Genomic DNA, 19,938 nt, shown 5'->3' with positions numbered 1-19,938 from the left:
TGCCAGCCATTAGAGCAAACCTGGTGCCGAATGAAAAAGGACGGAAATCATCGTGAAATGCGAGGCACAGGTGTCTCATCGAGTGTCTCACTGTCTCAGATGGCACATCCGTGAGACACTGCGCGGGTGAGCCAAGCCGAAGGGACCCTGCTCGCCCGCCGCTACCGCCTGATCCGCCCCCTGGGGCGGGGGGGCCTGGCCACGGCGTGGCTCGCGCGGGACGAGGCGCTCGGGCGGGACCTGTGCCTCAAGCTGCTCGGCCACGCGCGCACGGCGGAGCGGGCGGCGTTCCGCGGCGAGTTCAGGATGCTGGCGGGGCTCTTCCATCCGCACCTGGTCCGGGTCCTCGACTTCGGCATGCTCCGGGAGACCGGCGAGCCGCGCTTCTACTTCACGTCGGAGGCGGTGCTGGGCGCGCCGCTCGACGAGTACGTGACAGGCCGGCGCTTCGAGGAGGCGCGGGCCGCGATCGTGGACGTGCTCGACGCGCTGCGGTTCCTCCACCGCGCGCGCATCCGCCACGGCGACGTGAAGCCGGCCAACATCCTCGTCGGGGCCTCGGGGCGCGCGGTCCTGATCGACCTGTCCTGCGCGGCGCGGCTCGGGGGGAGGCCCGACGAGGGCGTGTCCGGCACCCGGGGCTACCTCGCGCCCGAGGTGATCCGCGGCGAGCCGGCCGACGGGCGCGCGGACCTGTTCTCGCTCGGCCGCACGCTCGAGGCGATCGCGCCGCTGCTCGCGGAGCCGCTGCCGGAGGCGATCGGCGCGCTCGTCGAGCGCCTCGTGCGGTCCGAGCCGCGCGACCGCCCGGCCGACGCGGGCGAGGTGCTCGACTGGGTGGGCGCCGCGCCGCGCGCCGTGGCCCCGCCGCCGCCGGAGCCGCCCCACCTCGTCGGGCGCGACGCGGAGATGCGCGCGGTCGACGAGGCGCTCGCCGCGCTCGAGCGAGGCGAGCGCGGCCCGCGCGTCTGCGTGATCGCCGGGGAGCCGGGCTGCGGGAAGAGCCGCCTCCTGCGCGAGGCGACGTGGAGCGCCGAGCTCCGGATGGAGGCCGTGGAGGGCTTCGCCAGGGCCAGCGCGCCGGTGGCCTCGATGCTGCGCCGCGCGACCGGCGAGGAGGCGCTCCCCGCCGGCGCGCTGGGCGCCCTGCGCGCGCACGAGCGCCTGACGCGGGCGCGGGGAGGCCACGCGGGGGCGGGGGCCGGGCCGCTGGTGCTCGTGCTCGACGACGCCGACGAGGTGAGCGGAGCGGACCGGGAGATGCTCGAGGCGCTCGCCCGCCTGCTCGGCCCCGAGGATCCGGTCCTGCTCCTCGCCGCCGAGCGCGTCCCGCACGGCGGCGGCCGGGCGCCGCTCGCCGCGGTGGCCGCCGAGGCGGGGCGGAGCGCGCGCGAGGTCGCGCTGCCGCCGCTCGGGCGCGAGGCGGTGCAGCGCTGGATGGACGACATCGGCCTGGGCGACGCGACGGAGGTCGTGCTGCGCGCGAGCGCGGGGTGGCCCGCCGATCTCGTGGTGATCGCGGGGCGGCTCGCCGAGAGCGGGGACGTGGCCGGGCTCGACGCGACGACGCCCGGGGCGAGCGCGCGCTACGCGCTGCGGCTGCGAGGCCTCGGGCGGCCGCTGCGGGACGCGGTGGCGACGCTGGCCGTGCAGGGGGGCGCGGTCGCCGACGAGGAGCTGCCGCCGCTCGGGCTGCCGGTCGCGCACCTGGCCGAGCTCGCCGCCCGCGGCGTGGCCGCGCGCACCGCCGGGGGGTGGACGCTGACGCGCGCCGGGCCGCTCGCCGCCCTCCTCTGCGCCCTCGGCGGCGAGGTGGTCCGCGCGGCGCACGCGCGGGCGGCAGCCGCCCTCCCGGCGCACGCCGAGCAGCGGGTGCTGCACCTCGCGCTGTCGGGCGACGCGGCGGCCGCCGAGCGCCTGTTCCTCGAGCGCAGCGCGGAGCGCGAGGCGGATCCGAGGCCGTGGGGCGCGACCGCGGAGGCGCTGCTCGAGGTGGCGACGTCGGCGGAGGCGCGGCTCGAGATCGCGTCCACCCTCCAGCGCGTCGGCCGCGCGGCGCGGGCGCGCGAGGTGCTGGAGCACCTGCTCGCGAGCGACGAGGCCGGAGAGCTCGGCGCGCGGCGCGCGCAGGCGCTCGTCCGGCTCGGCGCGTGCCTGCTGGAGCTGGGCGACCCCACGGCGGCGCTCGCGCGGCTCGACGAGGCCGAGCGGAGCGAGCAGGCCGGCGGGGAGGGATCGGCGTCGTCATCATCATCCACGCCGCGCGAGCGCGCGGGGCTCGCCGATCTGGCGAGCCGGGCGCTCTTGCGGCTCGGATCCCACGCGGAGGCGCGGGCCCGCGCCGAGCCGGCGCTCGCGTGGTGCGACGAGCCGGAGGTGCTGGCGAGCCTCCACGAGGACGTCGGCGTCGCGGCGAGCTACCTCGGGGAGCGCCGGCTCGCAGGGCTGCACCTCGGGCTCGCCGCCGGGCTGCACCGCGATCGGCGGGCGCCGAGGGCGCTGGTGCGGGCGCTGTCGTACCAGGCGATCGACGCCTTCCGGGCCGGGGAGGTCGAGGCGGCGCTCGTCGGGTACCGGCAGGCGCTGGCGACGGCGGAGGAGCACGGGCTCGGCGACCTGGTGGCGCGCTGCAGCCTCAACGTGGGTACGGCGTGCCACCAGTCGGGCGAGCTCGGAGAAGCGCTCGCCGCCTACGAGCGCGGGGCGCGGCTCGCCTCCGCCCTGGGCCAGGCGGACCTGGTCCTCGTCCTCGATTTCGATCTGGCGAAGCTCTGGGCGGACGTGGGGGCGTTCGAGCGGGCCGCCCGCGTGGCCTCGCGGGTGGAGGCGGAGGCCGCGCGGCGGGGCGCGCCGTTCTTCGCGGCGGCGGCGGCCTCGGTCCTCGGGGACTGCGCGCTCGCGGGCGGCGACGCCGAGGAGGCGGCGCGCTGCTTCGAGCGGTCGCGGCGCGGCTTCGAGGCGCAAGGGGCGCAGCGGGAGGTGGTGGAGGAGGAGCTGGAGCTGTGCCGGGCCCACCTCGCGCGGGGCGCGGTAGGCGACGCGCGGGCCGCGCTGGGCCGGGCGCGGGAGCACGACGCCGCCCGGGAGGCGCCCGACCTCGGGGCGCGCGCTGCGCTGCTGGAGGGGCGGCTCGCGCTGCTCGACGGCGAGGGCGACGGCAACCTCGGTCAGGACCTCACCGCCGCCCGGGAGCGCCTCGAGCGTGCCCTGGGCCTCGCCGAGCGCGCGGCGCAGCCCGACCTCGCCGCGGACGTCCGCCTGGCGCTGGCCGAAGCCCACGAGCTCGCAGGCGAGCCGGAGGCCGCCGCGGCGCAGCGGGAGCGCGCGGCCGCCGCCTGGACCGCCATGGCACGCTCGCTGCCGGAGGCGCTGCAGCACGCCTTCTGGACCCACCCTCGGCGCCGCGCGGCGCAGCCGGCCCGCGCGCCCGCGGCGGCCGAGGCCGCGGCGCCGCCGACGGCCGAGCGCACGGCCAAGCTCGAGCGGCTCCTCGCGGTGTTCCGCAGGCTCAACTCCTCCGTCGAGATCGCCGACATCCTCGCGATGGCCATGGACGCCGCGATCGACCTCACGGCCGCGGAGCGCGGGTTCCTGCTGATCGAGCAGCCGGGCGGCGAGCTGCGCGTGGCGGTCGCGCGCAACGTCGACCGGGAGAAGGTCGGCAGGAGCCACCTCAAGTTCAGCTACGGCATCGCCGAGCGCGCGATCGCGACGCAGGAGCCCGTGGTCACCGTGGACGCCCAGGAGGACCCGCGCTTCCACGAGCACGCGTCGGTGCACGCGATGCGGCTCAGGTCCGTGATCGCCGTGCCGATCCGCTCGCCGGACGGCGTGCTCGGCGCGCTCTACCTCGACAACCGCTTCCGGCGCGCGCGGTTCGCGCCGGAGGACGTCGACCTGCTCCTCGCCTTCGCCGACCAGGTCGCGCTCGCGCTGCGCAACGCGCGGCTCGTCGACGACCTGCGCCGCCGCACCGTGGAGCTCGAGGCCGAGCGCCGCCGCGTCGAGGAGCTCCTGCGCGGCCAGGCGGCGGAGATCGACCGGCTTCAGGAGCAGGTGCTCGTCCGCCAGCAGGCCCTGGAGCACCGCTACGATTACGGCGCCATCGTGGGGCGCGGCCCCGCGCTCCGCGCGGTGTTCGCGATGCTCGACCGCGTGGTCGAGGCGCCGGTCAGCGTGCTCGTGACGGGCGAGAGCGGCACCGGCAAGGAGCTCGTCGCGCGCGCCATCCACTTCGCCGGCCCGCGGAAGAGCGGCCCCTTCATGGGGATCAACTGCGCCGCGCTCCCCGCCGCGCTGCTCGAGTCGGAGCTCTTCGGCCACGTCCGCGGCGCGTTCACGGGGGCCGACCGGGACCGGACCGGCCTCGTGGTCGCGGCGCGCGGCGGCACGCTCTTCCTCGACGAGCTGGGTGAGATGCCGCTCGAGGTGCAGGCGAAGCTGCTGCGGGTGCTCCAGGAGCGGGAGGTGCGCCCGGTGGGCAGCGCCGAGGCCGTGCGCGTGGACTTCCGCCTCGTCTGCGCGACGAACCGCGATCTCCTGGCCGAGGCCGCGCGCGGGCGCTTCCGGGAGGACCTCTACTACCGCGTCGCGGTGGTGCAGATCCGGCTGCCCGCGCTGCGCGATCGCCTGGAGGACCTGCCGGAGCTCGCGCTCCACTTCGTGCGCCGCGCCGCCGAGCAGCTGGGCCGCCCGGCGCCGCAGCTGTCCCACGAGGCGCTGCGGCGGCTCGGCCAGCACGGCTGGCCCGGCAACGTGCGCGAGCTGGAGAACGTGATCACCAAGGCGGTCGTGCTGTGCGACGGCCGCAGGATCGGCCCCGACGACGTGGACCTGCCCGGCGCGCAGGAAGGCGGCGGCCGCGGCGCGCCGCGACCGCCGCGCGACGAGCGCGCCGCGCTGCTCGCCGCGCTCGAGCGGACCGGCTGGAACGCGCTCCAGGCCGCGCGCGAGGCGGGCATGTCGAGGGCGACGTTCTACCGGAAGCTGCGGCGGCTCGGAATCGAACGGCCGATCGAACCGCCCGTCGCGCGCACGACCGAACGGCCGAAAGGCGCCAGCGACGACTGAGCCCTTCCCCGAGCGCCCCGAGCGCGAGCGCGGGCCCGATCGGACGCTGGCGACTGGCGCTCTGGACGGCGTCCGTCACAGGCGTACACACGCACCGTCCTCCGCCCGATAGCGTTAGTTCTGCCCTTCTGACATCGCCGGCACGGGGCAGTTCGCCCCACTTGGGGCAGTCCGGCCTCTCTTCAGCCATGAGCTTGCCAGCCGCGCGGCGCCGCGCACCGACGCGATTGAAAAGTCACCCACGACACGGCGTGGAGAGAGCCATCTCATCCATCGGCGTGACGTGGCTCATGCTCCACCCTGGCCACGAACACGCACCGACAGGCGCTCTCCGCCGGGGATGGCCCGGGCCTTGCGAGGGGTGCCGGGCATGAACACAGCAAAATTCGTCCTGCTGCTGCCTCTCTCGATCGCCGCTGCGGCCGGCTGCGATCGAGCGGAAGGCACGACTCGCTCGGACGGCAATCCCGCAGTTCCAGGCGAGATCGCCCAGCGGGCGAACAACCCCACGACGGCCGCCGACAACACAGGCAAGAACGATCGCGATCGCGATCCCGCCGCGCTGACCCCCGGGGACCAGGGCGAGAACGAGGCCGATCGCACGATCACCCAGAAGATCCGGCAGGCGGTGGTCGCGAACGACGCGCTCTCGATGAGCGCGAAGAACGTCAAGATCATCACGACGGGGCAGGTGGTGACGCTGCGCGGCCCGGTGAAGAGCGACAAGGAGAAGGCCGACATCGCCGCCATCGCCCTCGGGATCCCGGGTGTGCAGAGGGTCGATAACCAGCTCGAAGTCGACGTTGACTGAACCGGTACGAACGGTCCGAAAGGAAGACGACACCATGGCAACGAAGAAAGCGGTCCTTGGCCTCGTGAGCACGCTCGCTCAGGCAGACATCATCGTCGGCGACCTCCAGCGCGCCGGCTTCATGACCGGCGACATCTCGGCGCTCTTCCCCGACAAGCACGGGACGCGGGACTTCGCGCACGAGAAGCACACGAAGGCGCCCGAGGGCGCGACGGCGGGCGCCAGCGCGGGCGGCGCGGTCGGCGGGACCCTCGGGCTGCTCGCCGGCATCGGCGCCCTCGCCATCCCGGGGCTCGGGCCGTTCATCGCGGCCGGACCCATCATGGCCGCGCTGAGCGGCGCCGCGGCAGGCGCCGCGCTCGGCGGCGTGACCGGCGCGCTGATCGGGCTCGGCATCCCCGAGGTCGAGGCCAAGCAATACGAGGGCAAGATCAAGGGCGGCAACATTCTCATCTCCGTCCACGTCGAGGACAGCAACGAGCGCGCGCTCGCCAAGCAGATCCTCGAGCGCGGCGGCGCGACCGACGTCGCGGTCCTCACCGAAGAGGGGATCTCGTCGAAGCAGAGAGCCGTCGCCTGAGCGTGACGCTCTGTCATCCAACCTGATCTCGGGCAGCTGCCCGCCTGACGCCGCCCATGGGCCGGTGTCAGGCGGGCAGCCGCTCGAGGTCGAGCTCGTCCGACGGCGTGATGTCGGCCTTGAGGAAGCGCTGCATCTGCCGGAGCGCGTGGCCGTTGTCCTCCTCGGTCTCGGAGGCCATGCAGTCCGACGGGACGAGCAGCCGGTAATCGCGCATGTAGGCGTCGTTCGCCGTGAACAGGACGCAGATGTTCCCCGCCATGCCGGTGAGGAGGAGCGTCTGCGCGCCGAGCGACTCGAGCAGGATCTCCAGCGTGGTGCCGTAGAAGCCTGAGTGCTTGGGCTTGAGCACGAAATAATCGTCCTCTCCAGGCCGCAGCAGCGCCGCGATCTCGCGGCCGCGCACGCCCTCTTCCAGGCAGTGCTCGATTTGACGGTGGAAGTTGGATTGCCAGCGGCCGAAGTTGTCGTTCACGTAGACCGCCGGGATGCCGGCGTCGCGACACCGCTGCTTCAGCGCCCGGATGCGGTGCGCCATCGGGAGCGCGTGGGCGAGCAGCCGATCACCTCCCTGGAAGTCCAGATCGTTGATCACGTCGATGAGGAGCAGCGCTGTCCGGCTCTCGTCCGGCGCGGCACCGTGAAGATCGTGGGAACGCCGAGGCATGTCGTGCGCCGGTTATAACCTGCCGGCGAGGGCGCGTGGGGCAGCGATCACCGCCGATCACCGCCGCGCCCGGTCCGCCGTGGCGAAACGCGACCTCGGCCGTGGCAGCGCGCGGCTGGAGGCGCCGGTTCCGCGATGCCCCCAGGCGGCCAGGACGGGCGCGCGGCGCAGGATCAGCGAGGGCGCGTCGTCGGCCGCCGGCTTGCATTGCTCGCCATGACGGACCTGGCGCGGGCCCTCGGGTCGCCTTCCGGGTCGAAGGAGCGCACATGCCTCGCAGCATCTGGAAAGGGAGTATCAGCTTCGGGCTCGTGCAGATCCCGGTGGCCCTCTACCCCGCCGAGGAGCCCGACGAGCTCCACTTCACGCAGCTCGACAGGCGCACCATGGGGCCGATCCGCTACGAGCGCGTGAACCGGGAGACGGGCGAGCCGGTGAGCTGGGACGATATCGTCCGCGGCTATCCCTACGAGAAGGGCGAGTATGTCGTCCTGTCCGACGAGGACCTGCGCCGCGCGAACGTGGAGGCGACGCAGACCGTGGACATCCTCGACTTCGTCGACGCCTCGGAGATCGACCCGATCTACTACGACAAACCGTATTTCCTCGCTCCCGCGTCCCAGAACGGCAAGAAGCGATCGCCGGTGACGGCGTATGTCCTGCTGCGCGAGGCGCTGCGGAAGACGGGCAAGGTCGGTATCGCGAAGGTCGTGATCCGGACGCGCGAGCACATCGCCGCGGTGAGGCCGCACGGCAGAGGGCTCATGCTGAACCTGCTCCGGTTCGCGCACGAGCTCCGCTCCGACGAGGAGCTCGACCTGCCCGAGATGGACGCCCAGGGAAAGGGGCTCGGCAAGCGGGAGCTGGAGATGGCGGAGCGGCTGGTGGCCGAGATGGCCACCGCGTGGGAGCCGGAGAAATACAAGGACGAGTACCGCGACGACGTGATGAAGCTCATCGAGAAGAAGGTGAAATCCGGCCGCACGACGGCGCCCGCGGAGCCTGTCGAGGAAGAGCACCACCGCCGCTCCACCGGCACGGTGGACCTCATCGCGCTGCTCAAGAAGAGCCTCGGACAGAAGGGCGAGAAGGCCGCGAACGACGAAGCGAAAGACGGCGCGAAGAACGGTGCGAAAGACGGCGCGAAGAACGGTAGGAAAGCGCCGGAAGAAGGCGGCAAATCCAGGGAGCGAAAGGCGGAGGCCCCGAAGCGGAAGGGCGGCAGCTCGCGTCGGGCCGCGTAAAGCGCACGGAGAAGCGGCCTGCACGCCGCCCGCCGGTCTGACCGGGGGCGCAGAGGAGGGTAGAGCGAGCTCATGCGCCCCAAGTATCCGGCGGACGTCACGGCGGCTTTTCTCGAGCTGCAGGGGCAGCCCCCGCTCGCGGCGCAGAAGCTGGCTCCCGGCGCCCGCGTCGCCGCCGACGAGGCGCCGCCCTCCTTCGCCGCGATCCTGACGCAGCTGATCGAGACGCTGTTCTTCGCGTCCATGGCGACGGAGGAGGGGCGGCTCAACCCGATCGGCGTCGTGTTCGCCGAGCGCCTCGCCGAGTTCGAGTCCGGAGAGCCCGCGTGGGATCTCGTGCGGTTCGCGTCCCCGGTGGCGTTCGACGCGGAGCACCTGGCCAACCTCGGTCCGGCGAGCGCGTGGCCGCGCGCCTTCCTGGCCGTGGTGCCGCTCGATGGGTCGCTCGCCGTCGCCGGCATCGCGGTGCCGCACGGCCGGCCGTCGTTCGCGCTCGATCAGCTCGTGCGCGTCGTCGCCCCGAAGCCCGGCGTCGTGGCCGTGTACCGCGGCGAATGGGAGGTCGTCCGTTACGAGCGCGGCGCCGTGCGGACGTGGATGCCCAAGAACCGGCCGCTGCTCGACTCCATCGAGCGGACCGTCGCGCGGGACCAGGCGAGCGCGCTCGCCCGCAACGTGCGCGGCTACCTGCTGCGCATCGTCGAGGGGATGGTCGAGCTCGGTCGCGGCGGGCTCCTCGTCGTCCTGGGGCCGGGCGAGGGCCTGCCGCAGCTCTTCGGGGAAGAGGGCAATCAGCTCGACACCGAGGTCAAGCGGCTGGCCCCTGCCCTGTGCCTCGGCTCGGCCATCCTCGACCTCGCCGGCGCGCACGAGGCCTACCTGCCGGACGGGCCATGCCCGCCGTCCGTGGGGAGGCCAGCGCCGCGCGACTCGGAGCACGCGCTGCAGAGATCCGAGCGCGTCAGCCGGCTGCTCGAGATCATCGTGCGGCTGACGACCGTCGACGGCGCGGTCGTGATGAGCCACGCCCTCGACGTGCTCGCGTTCGGCGCGAAGCTGCCGCCTCCGCGGGCGATCATCTCCGAGGTCTTCGCCGCCACCCCCGACCAGCGGATGGACGCGAGCCTGAGCCTCGACGCGCGAGGCACCCGCCACCGCGCGGCCGCGGCGTTCGTCGCGGGGTACCCGGAGCGGATCGCCTTCATCGTCTCCCAGGACGGCAACGCGGCGACGTTCCAGGAGATCGAGGGGAAGGTCGTCTACTGGCCGCTTTGACGAGGCGCGACCTGCGAGTTCAAAGATGCCGCAGGATGGCCGCAGGCATCTGATCGAGCGGCGCCGCGGTGGCGGCCAGCCCGGCCTCCAGCACGCGGCGGGGCATGCCGTAAACGACGCAGGACGACTCGGCCTCCGCGAGGATCCTCCCGCCCGCCGCGCGGATCGCCCGGGAGCCCTCCAGGCCGTCGTCCCCCATGCCCGTCAGCACGACCCCGAGCACGCCCGGCCCGAACTCGGCCGCGGCGCTCGCGAAGAGCAGATCCACCGACGGGCAATAGAGGGACGCGCCGGCCGTCGCCGGGAAGCAGACGCTGGCGCGCGTCAGGTTGCGCCGGACCTCGATGTGCGTCCCCCCGCGCGCGAGGGCCACGAGCCCGGGCCGGAGCGGGAGGCCGTCCGACGCCTCGACGATCGAGAGCGCGCTCCCGTCGTCGAGGCGGCGCGCCAGCGATTCCGTGTAACCAGGAGGGATGTGCAGCGCGACGACGATGGGGACCGGGAACCCGGCGGGCATCGCCGCGAAGAGACGCGTCAGCGCCAGCGGGCCGCCGGTCGAGGCGCCGATCACAACGAGCCGCGTGCGCGAGAGCGCCGGGATCGCGCCGGGCGCAGGCGGCGGGGCGAGCGGCGGCTCCACGCGGTGGACCTTCGCCTCGGCGGCGGCGAGCACCTTGCGGACCAGCTCGTCCGCGAGGCCGAAGAGGCGATCGGTCGCGAGCGCCGTCGGCTTCTCGATGAGATCGGTCGCGCCCTCCTGGAGCGCCCTGACCCCGACATCGCTGTCCGCGTCGGCGCTGCTGACGACGATCACCCGCGGCGCGCCCTGGCGCGGCAACGACGCGAGCACGCCGAGGCCGTCGAGGTTCGGCATCACGAGATCCAGCGTGACGACATCCGGCTTGTAGCGCGCGATCTTCTCCAGCGCGTCGAGGCCGTCCATGGCCGTGTCGACGACCTCGATCGAGGAGCTCGCGCCGAGGACCTGCCGCAGCACCTTGCGCACGAAGGCCGAGTCGTCGACCACGAGCACGCGGACCGGGGGGCGCCTCATGGCTGCGCGTTCCGGTACAGGAACACGCCGCCCCGCTCCTCGCAGGCGAGCGCGGTGCCGAGCCTGAAGAGCGACTCGGAGACCCCGACCAGGAGGATCCCGCCCGCGGAGAGCGCCCCCGAGAGGTTCTTGACCACCCACCGCGCCGTGTTGTCGTGGAAGTAGATGAGCACGTTGCGGCAGACCACGACGTCGAGCTGCCCGAGCGACGCGACCTGGGACGCGTCGAGCAGGTTGATCCGCCGCCAGTCGATCGCCCGCCTCAGCTCGGCGCTCACGACGACGCGATCGGGCGTCACCTGCAGCCACCGGTCGGCGAACGGAGGCGGCGGGGCGTTGCTCCGGAGCGAGCGCGGCCCGTGCACGCCGGCCTGGGCCCGCGAGAGCGCCCGCGCGCTGACGTCGCTCGCGATGAGCTCGACCTTGTCGAGCAGGCCCCGCTCGGCCAGGAGCATCGCGAGCGTGAGCGGCTCCTCGCCGCTCGAGCAGGCCGCCGACCAGATCCGCGGCCGGCCGCCCGCCGCCACCCGCGGCGCGACGAACTCCGAGACCGCGAGCTCGAGCTGCGCGAGCTCGCGGAAGAAGTACGTCTCGCCCACGACCAGCCCGTCGATCAGCGCGTCCATCTCGGCCGCGCCCCCCGGGTCGTAGCGGAGGAAGTAGTAGTAATCGAGCAGCGAGTCGAAGCCGGCGTCGAGGGCGCGCGCCGACAGCTTGTCGCCGAGCAGCTCGCGATCGGTCGCGTCGTAGTGGAAGCCGATCTTCTCGGCGACGAGCGCGCTGAAGATCGCGAAGACCTGCGGAGAGATGGGGAGGCGGCTCGTCATGCCCACGGGATCAGGCCCACTGCGCGAGGACGGACGCGGACACGCGCCGCACCTCGGGATCTGGATCGGTCCGCGCGGCGCGCTCGACCGCCGCGAAGCCCTCGCGGGTGGCCACCGCGGCGAGCGTCGTGGCGGCCGCCTTCCGCGCCGGCGCGCGCGGCAGCCGGAGCGCCTCGAGGAGCGCGGCGTGCGCCCCGGGGAGCCGCATCCGCGCGAGCGCCGCGGTCAGGAGCGGCGAGAGCTCGTCGTCCGCCGTCCCCAGCGCGTCGAGGATGCCCTCGATCCGGCCCGGCACGGGCGTCGAGAGCGCGGCGAGGAGCGGCCCCTGCGCCCGCGACGTGACGAGCAGCGCGACCAGGGTCCTCGTCGCCTCGACGCCGGGCCGCCCGGCGATGAAGCTGGTCGCGGCCGCCTGCACGCTCTCGTCGGAGTCGCTCGCCGCCCGCACGAGCGCGGGCAGGACCTCGGGCGACGAGAAGCCGGAGATGGCCGAGACCGCGACCAGCCGGGTCGCCACGTCCGCGGACGAGAGCGCGTCGAGCAACGTCGGCAGCGACGCCTCCCGCCCCGCGATGCCGAGCCCGATCAGCGCCGACCGCCGCATGTCCGTGTCGCCGTCCCGGGCCGCCTGCTCCAGCGCCGCGAGCGCGAGATCGCCCTTGATCCCCGACAGCGCCTCGATCGCCGCCACGCGCACCTGGCCGCTCTCGTCCCGGAGCCGCTCGGCGATCACCCCTGCCGCCGCCTCCCACCCGAGCTTCCCCAGCGACTGGCAGGCGTAGTACCGGACCCACGCGTCGCCGTCGCCGAGCCCCGCGAGGAGCGCGTCGATCACGCGGGGATCCCGGCGCGACTGCCCGAGCGCCCGCATCGCCACGGCCCGGATCCGCGCCGCGGGATCGGCCGCGACCGCGACGAGCGCGTCGAGCGCCGCCGGCGCCGCGAGGGACGCGAGGCCATGGATCGCCTGCTCGCGCGCCCGCACGTCGGGGTCGCCGAGGCTGTCGAGGAAGACCGGCAGCGCCGACGGAGGCGCGAGGTGCCCGAGGATCCGGAGGGCCGTCCGCCGCGCGGCCGGGGCCCCGTCGCGGGCCGCGGCGAGCGCGAGCGCCTCGACGTCCGGGCCGCCGATGCCCTGGATCGCGGCCGTCGCGGCGTGGACCACGCGGGGGCTCGGGTCGTCGAGGACCTGGAACAGCGCGCGCGCCGAGCCGGGCTCCGCGATGCGCGCGAGCGCGTCGCACGCCGCGGCGCGGACCTCCGCGTCCGGATCGGCGAGGCAGCGCTCCACGTCGCCCGCGGCCGCGACGCCCCGGACGAGCGGCAGGAGCAGGAGCCTGCGCGCGCTGTCGCCGTCGCGCAGCGCCGCGAGCACCCGCGGGTCCGCGCTCCGCGAGAGCTGGCCGAGCGCGTCCGCGGCGGCGCTCGCGACGGGAGGATCGGCGTCGAGCAGGCGCGTCAGCTCGAGCAGGGCCTCCTCGCCCCCGATCGCGCCGAGCACGCTGCAGAGGGCGGCCTGCTCGGCCGGATCCGCGCCCGCGAGGCTCTGGGAGAGCCGCCGCGCCACGCCGGGCGCCGGCGCCTCGCTCCGGAGCGCCTCGTCGATCGGCGCCACCGTCGCGTAGCGCTCGCGGTACCGCTCGCGCAGCTCGGCGAGCGCCGCCGCGGCGACACGCACGACGCCGTCGCTCGGCCGCCCGAGGAGGCGCACCAGCGGCGCCACGGCGCCGCGGCTGCCGGTGCGGCCGAGCGCCCGCGCCGCCTCGAGCACGTAGCGCGGATCCTCGAGGAGTACCGCCAGCGGGTCGGTCGCGCGCGGGTCGCCGCTCCGGCCCAGCACGTCGATCGCCGGGAAGACACGGAAGAAATTTCCACTCGAGACGGCATCCACGAGTGAGTCGACGGCGGACCTGCCGCCGACCCGGCCGAGCGCCTCGATCGCGGCGACCGCGACGTTGTCGTCGGGGTGCGACGTGAGCTCCGCGAGCCGGGGGATGGCCTTCGCGCTGCCGCGGCGGCCGAGGATCTGCGCCGCGTCGGCGACGAGCGCGGGGCGAGGATCCAGGGTCAGCGCGAGCACGGCGGCGTCGACGTCGCCCAGCGACGCGACGAGCGCGTCGACCGTGGCGGCGATGCGCGCCTCGCTGTCGCGCCGGGCGGAGAGGCACGCGCAGAGGGGGTGGACGGCCGCGTCGCCGAGCGCCGCGAGCGACGCGACGACGGCCCGCCGCACGGTCCAGCTCGGATCCGCGAGCATCTCGATGAGCTCAGGCGCCCCCGGAGGCCCCGAGGCGGCGAGCCGCTCGACCCGCTCGACGCGCTGCCGCTCCGCGTCCGAGACCGCGAGCGCGGGCGCGTGTCGACGGGCGATCATGCCGTCTCCGGCGCGGGGTGCGGCGTCCCGTTCGTCTTGATGTGGGCGACGGCGTGGGCGACCGTCGCGACGACGCCCGCGACCGCGTCCGCGTGCTCCGCGCTCGCCTGCCGGATCCTGCCGAGCTGCTCGAGCACCTGGCCTGCGTCGCTCGCGATCGCGCCGGTGTCCCTCGCGTGCCTGGCCGTGGAGGCGAGCAGCTCCCGGACCGGGTCGCGCAGCCGCGAGAGCGAGGCGGCGTGCTGCTCGCTCCGGGTCGAGAGCTCACCGATCCCCTTCTCGGCGGCCTGGAGCGACGACGTGTGCCGGCTCGCGCCCGACGCGAGGGCCGCGATCGCCTCCGCCTGATCGGCCACGGCCCGCGCCGTTTGCCTGGCGATCCGGCGCACGGACTCCCCCTCCTTCGCGAGGGACGCCGTCGCCTTGCCCTGGTCCGCCGTGGCGGCGGTCACCGCCGCCGCGAGCCGCGCGACCTGGCGGGCGGACGCCTCCAGCTGCTTCGCCGCCCGCGCCTGCTCGCCGATGTTCCGCGCCGACTGGACCGACAGCCGCCGGATGTCGTCCATGGCGCGCGAGATCTCGGTCGCGCCGCCCGCCTGCTCCGCGAGGCCGGCGACCATGCGCTGCGACGCGCCCGAGACCTCCTGCGTGAGCGCGGTGATCCCGGCCAGGGCGCGGGTCTGCTCGACCATCGCGACGCTGGTCTGCTGGGTCAGCGCGCGCATCTGCGCGGCGACCTTGGCGAGCTGCGACGCCCCCGTCGCCTGCTCGTCCATCGCCCGCGACACCCGCTCGGCGGTGGACGTGAGCTGCGCGTTGGCCCTCACGGCGTCCCGCAGCGCGCGCGCCTGCTCGGCGGTCGCGTCCTTCGTCTGCCGGGCCATGCGCCGCATCTCCGCGCTGCCCTGCGCGAGCGACTGGATCGCCTTGGTCTGCTCGGCCGCGGAGCGCGCGACCGCCCTGCCCTCGTCGCTCATGCGCGACGCCGTCTGGGTCAGGGAGGCCACCGCCTGCACCTGGTCCGCGTTCGCCCGGTCGATGTCGCGGATCGAGCGGCCGAGCTCCTCGACCCCCTGAAGGATGGACGTGAGCGCCCGATCGGCGTCGCTCGCGAGCCGGGTCCCCTCGTCCGCGACCTTCACGCCCTCGCTCGAGGCGGCCACCGCCTCCCGGGCGCTCGCCTGGAGCGCGCGGACGATCTTGGCGATCTCGGCGCTCGAGACGGCGGCCCGATCGGCGAGGTTGCGGATCTCCTCGGCGACGACGGCGAAGCCGCGGCCGTGCTCCCCCGCGCGCGCGGCCTCGATGCTGGCGTTGAGCGAGAGGAGGTTCGTGCGGTCGGCGATCAGGTTGATCGTCTGGACGATGTCGCCGATCTCCTCCGCCCGCTTGCCCATCTCCTTCATGACCGACGCGGAGTCGGCCATCGCCTGCCGGATGCTCCCGAGCCCGGCGATGGACCTGCCGACCGTCGCGGCGCCCTGGCGCGCGGTCGCGACCCCCTGCTCGGCGGTCGCGCGCGCGGTCTCGACGATGGCGACGATCCGCCGCGTCGAGGCCTCGACCTGCGACGACGTGGCGGCGTTGCCGGCCGCGAGCCCGCTGATCTGCTCGGCGCTCTGCGCGACCTGCTGCGCGGTCCGCGCGAGCTCCTCGGCGGCGACGGCGTTCGCCTCGACGGTCGCGGCGTTCTTCTCGGCGGTGGCCGCGACCTCCTCGACCGAGCTCGCGATCTCCGTGATCGTGCTCGCGGTCGTCGACGTGCTCGAGTCGAGCGCCTTCGCGCTCTCGGCCACCCCGCGGATCGACCGCGCCATCTGCTCGGCGGTCGCCGCGGTCTCCTCGACCGCGCTCGCCATCTCGATCGCGTCCTTCGCGACGCGATCGAGGGAGCCGCTCACGCCCACGACGGTCCCCGCCATGGTCGAGATCTGCGCCCCGACCCCCTTGGCGTCGCTCGAGAGGCGCGCGACGCCCTTCGACATCTCCTCGATGGTGGCCCCGATCTCCTCGATGGCCGCGGCGTTGCTCTCGCCGCGGGCCGCCGCCTCGTCGGCGGATCCGCTCGTCACGGAGACCGACCCGAGGAGCTCCTCGCTGGAGGACGCGAGCTCCTCGGCGCTGGCGCTCACCGCCTTCACCGAGCGGGCGATCTCCTCGAGCGCCGCCGCGGTCGTCTCCGCCGACGCGGCGAGCGTCTCGGCGTCGCCCTTCACGCTGGCGAGCGCGGGGGCGAGCGCGCCGATGCCGCTCGCCATGCCCTCGGTCCCCCTCACGACCTCGATGACGGCGTCGCCCACCCGCTGCCCGGAGCGGGCGAGCGCCTGGGCGGCCGACCCGGCCTCCTCGAGCTCGCCCGCGAGCGCCCCCGCCATGGCCCCCTGCTCCCTGCCAGCCGCGGCCTGCTCGGCGCCGAGGGCGGCGAGCCGCGCGGCCGCCTGCTCGACGCCGGCGACGGTCGCGACCGCCTGACGGAGCGCGCGCTCGGTCTGCTCCGCCCGCGCGAGCGCGCCGTCGATGTCCGCGATTGCATCAGATGCCATGATCCTGCTCCTCACCGATGATCCTGCCGACGTCGACGAGCATGACGAGGCGCTCCCCGAGCTTCGCGACGGCCCTGACGAACCCGGCGCTCTCCTCCGCCATGACCTCGGGGGGCGGCCTCAGCTCGCCCTCGGCGATGTTGACGACCTCACGCGCGCTGTCCACCAGGAGGCCCACGGTGCGGCCGCCGCGCTGAACGACGATGACGCGCGAGTCCAGCGTCGGCTCCGCGCTCGGGAGCCCGAAGCGGACGCGCAGATCCACGACCGGGACCACGCGGCCCCGGATCTGCACCAGGCCGCCGACGTACGATCGCGCCCCCGGCACCCGGGTCGCCCCGGCGAACGACTCCATGTGGAGCACGTCCGCCGCCGAGATGACGTACTCGGTGTCCGCCACCTTCAGGACCACGTGCAGATCGCTCACGAGGCCACCCGGGCGAGCGCGCCGCGGCCGCCGCGGCCAGCGGAGACCCTGCCGCTGAGGGTCACGAGGTCGAGGACGAGCGTGGGGCGCCCGTCGCCGAGATCCGTAGAGCCCGACACGCCCGGCACCCGGACGAGCGGGTCCTCGAGCGGCCGCACGACCACCTCCTGCTGGCCGATCACGCGGGTCACGCCGAACGCGAAGGGCGCGCCGTGGCGACGGACGACGAGCGCCCTGCGCGCCGGCGAGGCCCCGAGCTCGAAGAGGGCGCCGAGATCGACGAGGGGCACGACCTCGCCGCGGCGCTCGATCAACATGGTCCCGCCCCGCGCTTCGCCCGGCGCTGGCAGCCTGGTCCCGCCGCGCGCTTCGCCCGGCGCTGGCGACGTCGTCCCGCCCCGCGCTTCGCCCGGCGCTGGCAACATCGCCGCGCCCCGCGCTTCGCCCAGGGCTGGCAACATCGTCCCGCCCCGCGCTTCGCCCGGCGCTGGGCCGCGAATGATGCGCGCGGCGTCGATCTCCACGACCTCCTCGACGCCCGCGACGGGCGTCACGAACAGCTGGTCACCACACAGGAAGGAGAAGGCGTCCACGATGGTCAACGTGAGCGGGATCCGGAGGGTGAAGGTGGTGCCGGCGCGGGGCGACGTGCTCACCGAGAGCTCGCCGCTGAGCTGCTCCACGGCGATGCGGCGCACGATGTCCATCCCGAGCCCGCGGCCGCTGGTCTTCGTCGCCTGGTCGAGCGTCGACAGCCCGGGGAGCGTGATGAGGTCGAGCAGCGCCGCGTCGCTCTCGGGCGCGGGGCGGCCGGCCCGCCGCGCGACCAGCGCGCGATCGATGCCGCGGCCGTCGTCGGCGACGCTGAGCTCGAGCTGGTTGCTGGAGCGCTCGAAGCAGGAGACCCGGACGACGCCCTCCTCGGGCTTGCCGAGGCGCCGCCGCTCGGCGGGCGGCTCGATCGCGTGATCGACGGCGTTGCGGAGCAGGTGCACGATCGCAGGGAAGACGCGCTCCGCGACCGCCTTGTCGAGCTCGGCCTTGCCGGCGTCGATCTCGAGCCGGACCTGCTTGCCGGTCGCGCGGCCGAGGCCGCGGACGACGAGCGGCACGCGCTCGAGGAGCTCCGTCACGGAGATCATGCGCGCGCGCATGATGGCGCCGCGGAGGTCGCGCAGCGTCCGGTCGTGCTCGCGCAGGATCTCCGACAGATCGCGCGTGTCGACCCCGCGGGCGCGCAGCTCGGCGGCCGCCCGAGCGAGCCGGAACCGCGTCACGACGAGCGCCGACAGCTTGTCGAGCGCGTCGTCGAGGCGCGCCACCTCGACGCGGACGACGCCTCGGAGCTGGGGCTCCCGGTCCGCCGGCTCGTCCGGCTCGCGCTCCGCCAGCGCCGCGACGGCCGGCGGGACGGGGGGCTCCACGGTGAGCGCGCGGACGCCATCCGCCGCCGCCGCGCGCGCGACCTCCTCGTCGGTCGCGCTCGTGAGGACGAGGAGCGCGAAGGCGATGCCGCCCGGCGCGCCCTCGCTGGCCGGCACCGAGAGCGGGATGACCTTGACGATCTCGGCGAGCTTGCCGACGCGCTCGCGGACGGTCGTGATGTTCACCCCCTCGGCGGTGCGCGCCGGCGAGGGGACGAAGTCGACCCGCAGCGCGCGCCGCCCGCCGGCCACGCCCTGCGCGAGCTGCACCCGCTCGCCGGGCCCGAGCTTCGCGAGGATCTCGGGATCGGCGCCGATGATCGGCACGGGCGGCGACGGCGCGGCGGCGAGATCGAGCGCGTTGAGCGCGGCGAGGAGCTCTGGCGCCGCCGGCAGCACCGGCTTGCCCTCGGCGAGGGCCCGCGCCCGCTCCTCGATGGACCGGAGCCCGCGGAGCAGCACCTCGATCGACGCGGCGGAGAGGCTCCCGGCCGCGCGATCCGCCGCCCGGAGCACGGTCTCCATCGCGTGGGCGAGATCCACAATCGGCTCCACGCCGACCATGGCGGAGAGGCCCTTGATGGTGTGAAGAGCGCGGAAGAGCTCCCGGATCGCCTTGGGGTTCGACTCGCCGCCGCGGAGGGCCGCCTCGGCGGCGAGGAGGTTGGCCGTCGACGCGGAGAGGTGCTCTTCCACCTCGACGAGGTAGCCGGCCACGAACTCGTTTACATCGAGCGCGCCGCCCATCCGGTCATCCGGCGCTGGCGACGCCGTCCTGCAGGAGCGCGCGCACGCTGGCCAGGATGGCGTCGGGAGTGAAGGGCTTCGTCATGAACTCCGACGCCCCCGCGGCGAGCGCGCGGGCGCGGGACTCCTCATCACCCCGGGTCGTCACCACCAGGATCGGCAGGCTCCGCAGCCTGTCTTGACCCCGGATGAACTCGATCACCTCGAGTCCCCCGATGTCGGGCATATTCAGGTCGAGCACCACGAGATCGAACGGCCTGAGCGAGAGCGTCTCAATCGCCTCGAGCCCGCTCGCCGCGTGCGCGAACCCGTGCTGCTCTGCCCGGAGGCAGGCCACCACCATCTCGCGCATCACCCGGCTGTCATCGACGACGAGGATCTCTGCCACAGCGGTGCTCGGTCGAGGGAATAGCCTTTCCGAATGCGGGGTGTCAATCGCGCTTGTGCGTCCGTGCCAGAATCAGGGAAATCCCGTCGGACACGTCCCGAGCTTCGGATGCCACGCTCGGGCGGCCAGGCGCCGCCCGCGCGTCGAGGAACGCCAGTGTGCCAGCGAACGTCGGCGCACGCGAACGCCATCGCCATGTACAGACGTCGATGGAACCCGGCGAGCGCTGGGCGATGCGTGGCGCAATGACCAGAAGCAACCTGACGCGACCAGACGCGCCAGACGCAACCGGCTGCAACCGGCTGCAACCGGAAGCAACCGACGCACACAGGCAGAAGAGGGCAACAGGGCGCCTTTCATCGTATTAGGCTTGCATCGTCGCGGGCTCTCCCTCAGATGAGACTGGGCGGTAAAGATGCTTGCGGAACCAACGCGTCTCCGCGCCCCACCCCGTCCCGTCCCGAGAGGCACCGCCCTGTGGCGATATGCCTCACGGCCCCTGCTGCT

13 protein-coding genes are annotated in these 19,938 nt (G+C 74.5%); 5 read left to right on the top strand and 8 right to left on the bottom strand.

Going from position 1 to position 19,938, the window contains the following annotated elements; genetic code table 11:
- Positions 1-126: 126 nt before the first annotated feature.
- The 3 genes from WME97_RS14525 to WME97_RS14515 all read left to right on the top strand — a co-directional run bounded on the left by WME97_RS14525 (position 127) and on the right by WME97_RS14515 (position 6,461).
- Complete coding sequence (locus WME97_RS14525; RefSeq protein WP_437552492.1) at positions 127-5,070, top strand: sigma 54-interacting transcriptional regulator; 4,944 nt, start codon at positions 127-129, stop codon at positions 5,068-5,070.
- Between the two features lie 370 nt (positions 5,071-5,440).
- Complete coding sequence (locus tag WME97_RS14520) at positions 5,441-5,881, top strand: BON domain-containing protein (RefSeq protein WP_437552491.1); 441 nt, start codon at positions 5,441-5,443, stop codon at positions 5,879-5,881.
- 34 nt (positions 5,882-5,915) lie between these two features.
- The gene (locus WME97_RS14515; protein ID WP_437552490.1) at positions 5,916-6,461 is read left to right on the top strand and encodes a DUF3341 domain-containing protein; all 546 of its coding nucleotides are present in this window, start codon (positions 5,916-5,918) and stop codon (positions 6,459-6,461) included.
- Between the two features lie 67 nt (positions 6,462-6,528).
- Here WME97_RS14515 and WME97_RS14510 read toward each other — a convergent pair whose 3' ends face one another.
- Positions 6,529-7,128 carry a cysteine hydrolase family protein gene (locus WME97_RS14510; protein WP_437552489.1) on the bottom strand — a complete coding sequence of 200 codons (600 nt, stop codon included), beginning with the start codon at positions 7,126-7,128 and terminating at the stop codon, positions 6,529-6,531.
- Between the two features lie 269 nt (positions 7,129-7,397).
- Between WME97_RS14510 and WME97_RS14505 the strand changes: the two genes are divergently transcribed.
- Both WME97_RS14505 and WME97_RS14500 read left to right on the top strand, forming a co-directional pair.
- On the top strand, positions 7,398-8,372 hold the full coding sequence (locus tag WME97_RS14505; protein ID WP_437552488.1) for a Ku protein: 975 nt from the start codon (positions 7,398-7,400) through the stop codon (positions 8,370-8,372).
- 72 nt (positions 8,373-8,444) lie between these two features.
- Complete coding sequence (locus tag WME97_RS14500; protein WP_437552487.1) at positions 8,445-9,647, top strand: putative sensor domain DACNV-containing protein; 1,203 nt, start codon at positions 8,445-8,447, stop codon at positions 9,645-9,647.
- A 19-nt stretch (positions 9,648-9,666) separates the two neighbouring features.
- Here the strand turns inward: WME97_RS14500 and cheB are convergent, their stop codons facing one another.
- The 7 genes from cheB to WME97_RS14465 are packed head-to-tail and all read right to left on the bottom strand — an operon-like array spanning position 9,667 to position 19,431.
- Positions 9,667-10,701 (bottom strand): chemotaxis-specific protein-glutamate methyltransferase CheB, encoded by a 1,035-nt coding sequence (cheB, locus tag WME97_RS14495; RefSeq protein WP_437552486.1) that lies wholly within the window; start codon positions 10,699-10,701, stop codon positions 9,667-9,669.
- Complete coding sequence (locus WME97_RS14490; RefSeq protein WP_437552485.1) at positions 10,698-11,528, bottom strand: CheR family methyltransferase; 831 nt, start codon at positions 11,526-11,528, stop codon at positions 10,698-10,700. Before WME97_RS14490 ends, cheB begins: the two co-directional genes overlap by 4 nt.
- 10 nt (positions 11,529-11,538) lie before the next feature.
- Positions 11,539-13,902: a HEAT repeat domain-containing protein gene (locus WME97_RS14485; protein ID WP_437552483.1), complete on the bottom strand. Its 2,364-nt coding sequence runs from the start codon at positions 13,900-13,902 to the stop codon at positions 11,539-11,541.
- Positions 13,899-16,445, bottom strand: a complete 2,547-nt coding sequence (locus WME97_RS14480) for a methyl-accepting chemotaxis protein (RefSeq protein ID WP_437552482.1) — start codon at positions 16,443-16,445, stop codon at positions 13,899-13,901. The genes WME97_RS14485 and WME97_RS14480 overlap by 4 nt, the downstream gene beginning before the upstream one ends.
- On the bottom strand, positions 16,435-16,872 hold the full coding sequence (locus tag WME97_RS14475) for a chemotaxis protein CheW (RefSeq protein ID WP_012235290.1): 438 nt from the start codon (positions 16,870-16,872) through the stop codon (positions 16,435-16,437). The genes WME97_RS14480 and WME97_RS14475 overlap by 11 nt, the downstream gene beginning before the upstream one ends.
- Positions 16,869-19,043 carry a chemotaxis protein CheA gene (locus WME97_RS14470; protein ID WP_437552481.1) on the bottom strand — a complete coding sequence of 725 codons (2,175 nt, stop codon included), beginning with the start codon at positions 19,041-19,043 and terminating at the stop codon, positions 16,869-16,871. The genes WME97_RS14475 and WME97_RS14470 overlap by 4 nt, the downstream gene beginning before the upstream one ends.
- Positions 19,044-19,047: 4 nt before the next feature.
- The gene (locus tag WME97_RS14465) at positions 19,048-19,431 is read right to left on the bottom strand and encodes a response regulator transcription factor (protein ID WP_437552480.1); all 384 of its coding nucleotides are present in this window, start codon (positions 19,429-19,431) and stop codon (positions 19,048-19,050) included.
- Positions 19,432-19,938 lie beyond the last annotated feature (507 nt).

Source organism: Sorangium sp. So ce367 (assembly GCF_051520455.1).
Classification (GTDB): domain Bacteria; phylum Myxococcota_A; class Polyangia; order Polyangiales; family Polyangiaceae; genus Sorangium; species Sorangium cellulosum_B.
Note: the sequence above shows the minus strand (reverse complement) of the source record. Positions and strands in the feature narration are given on the sequence as shown.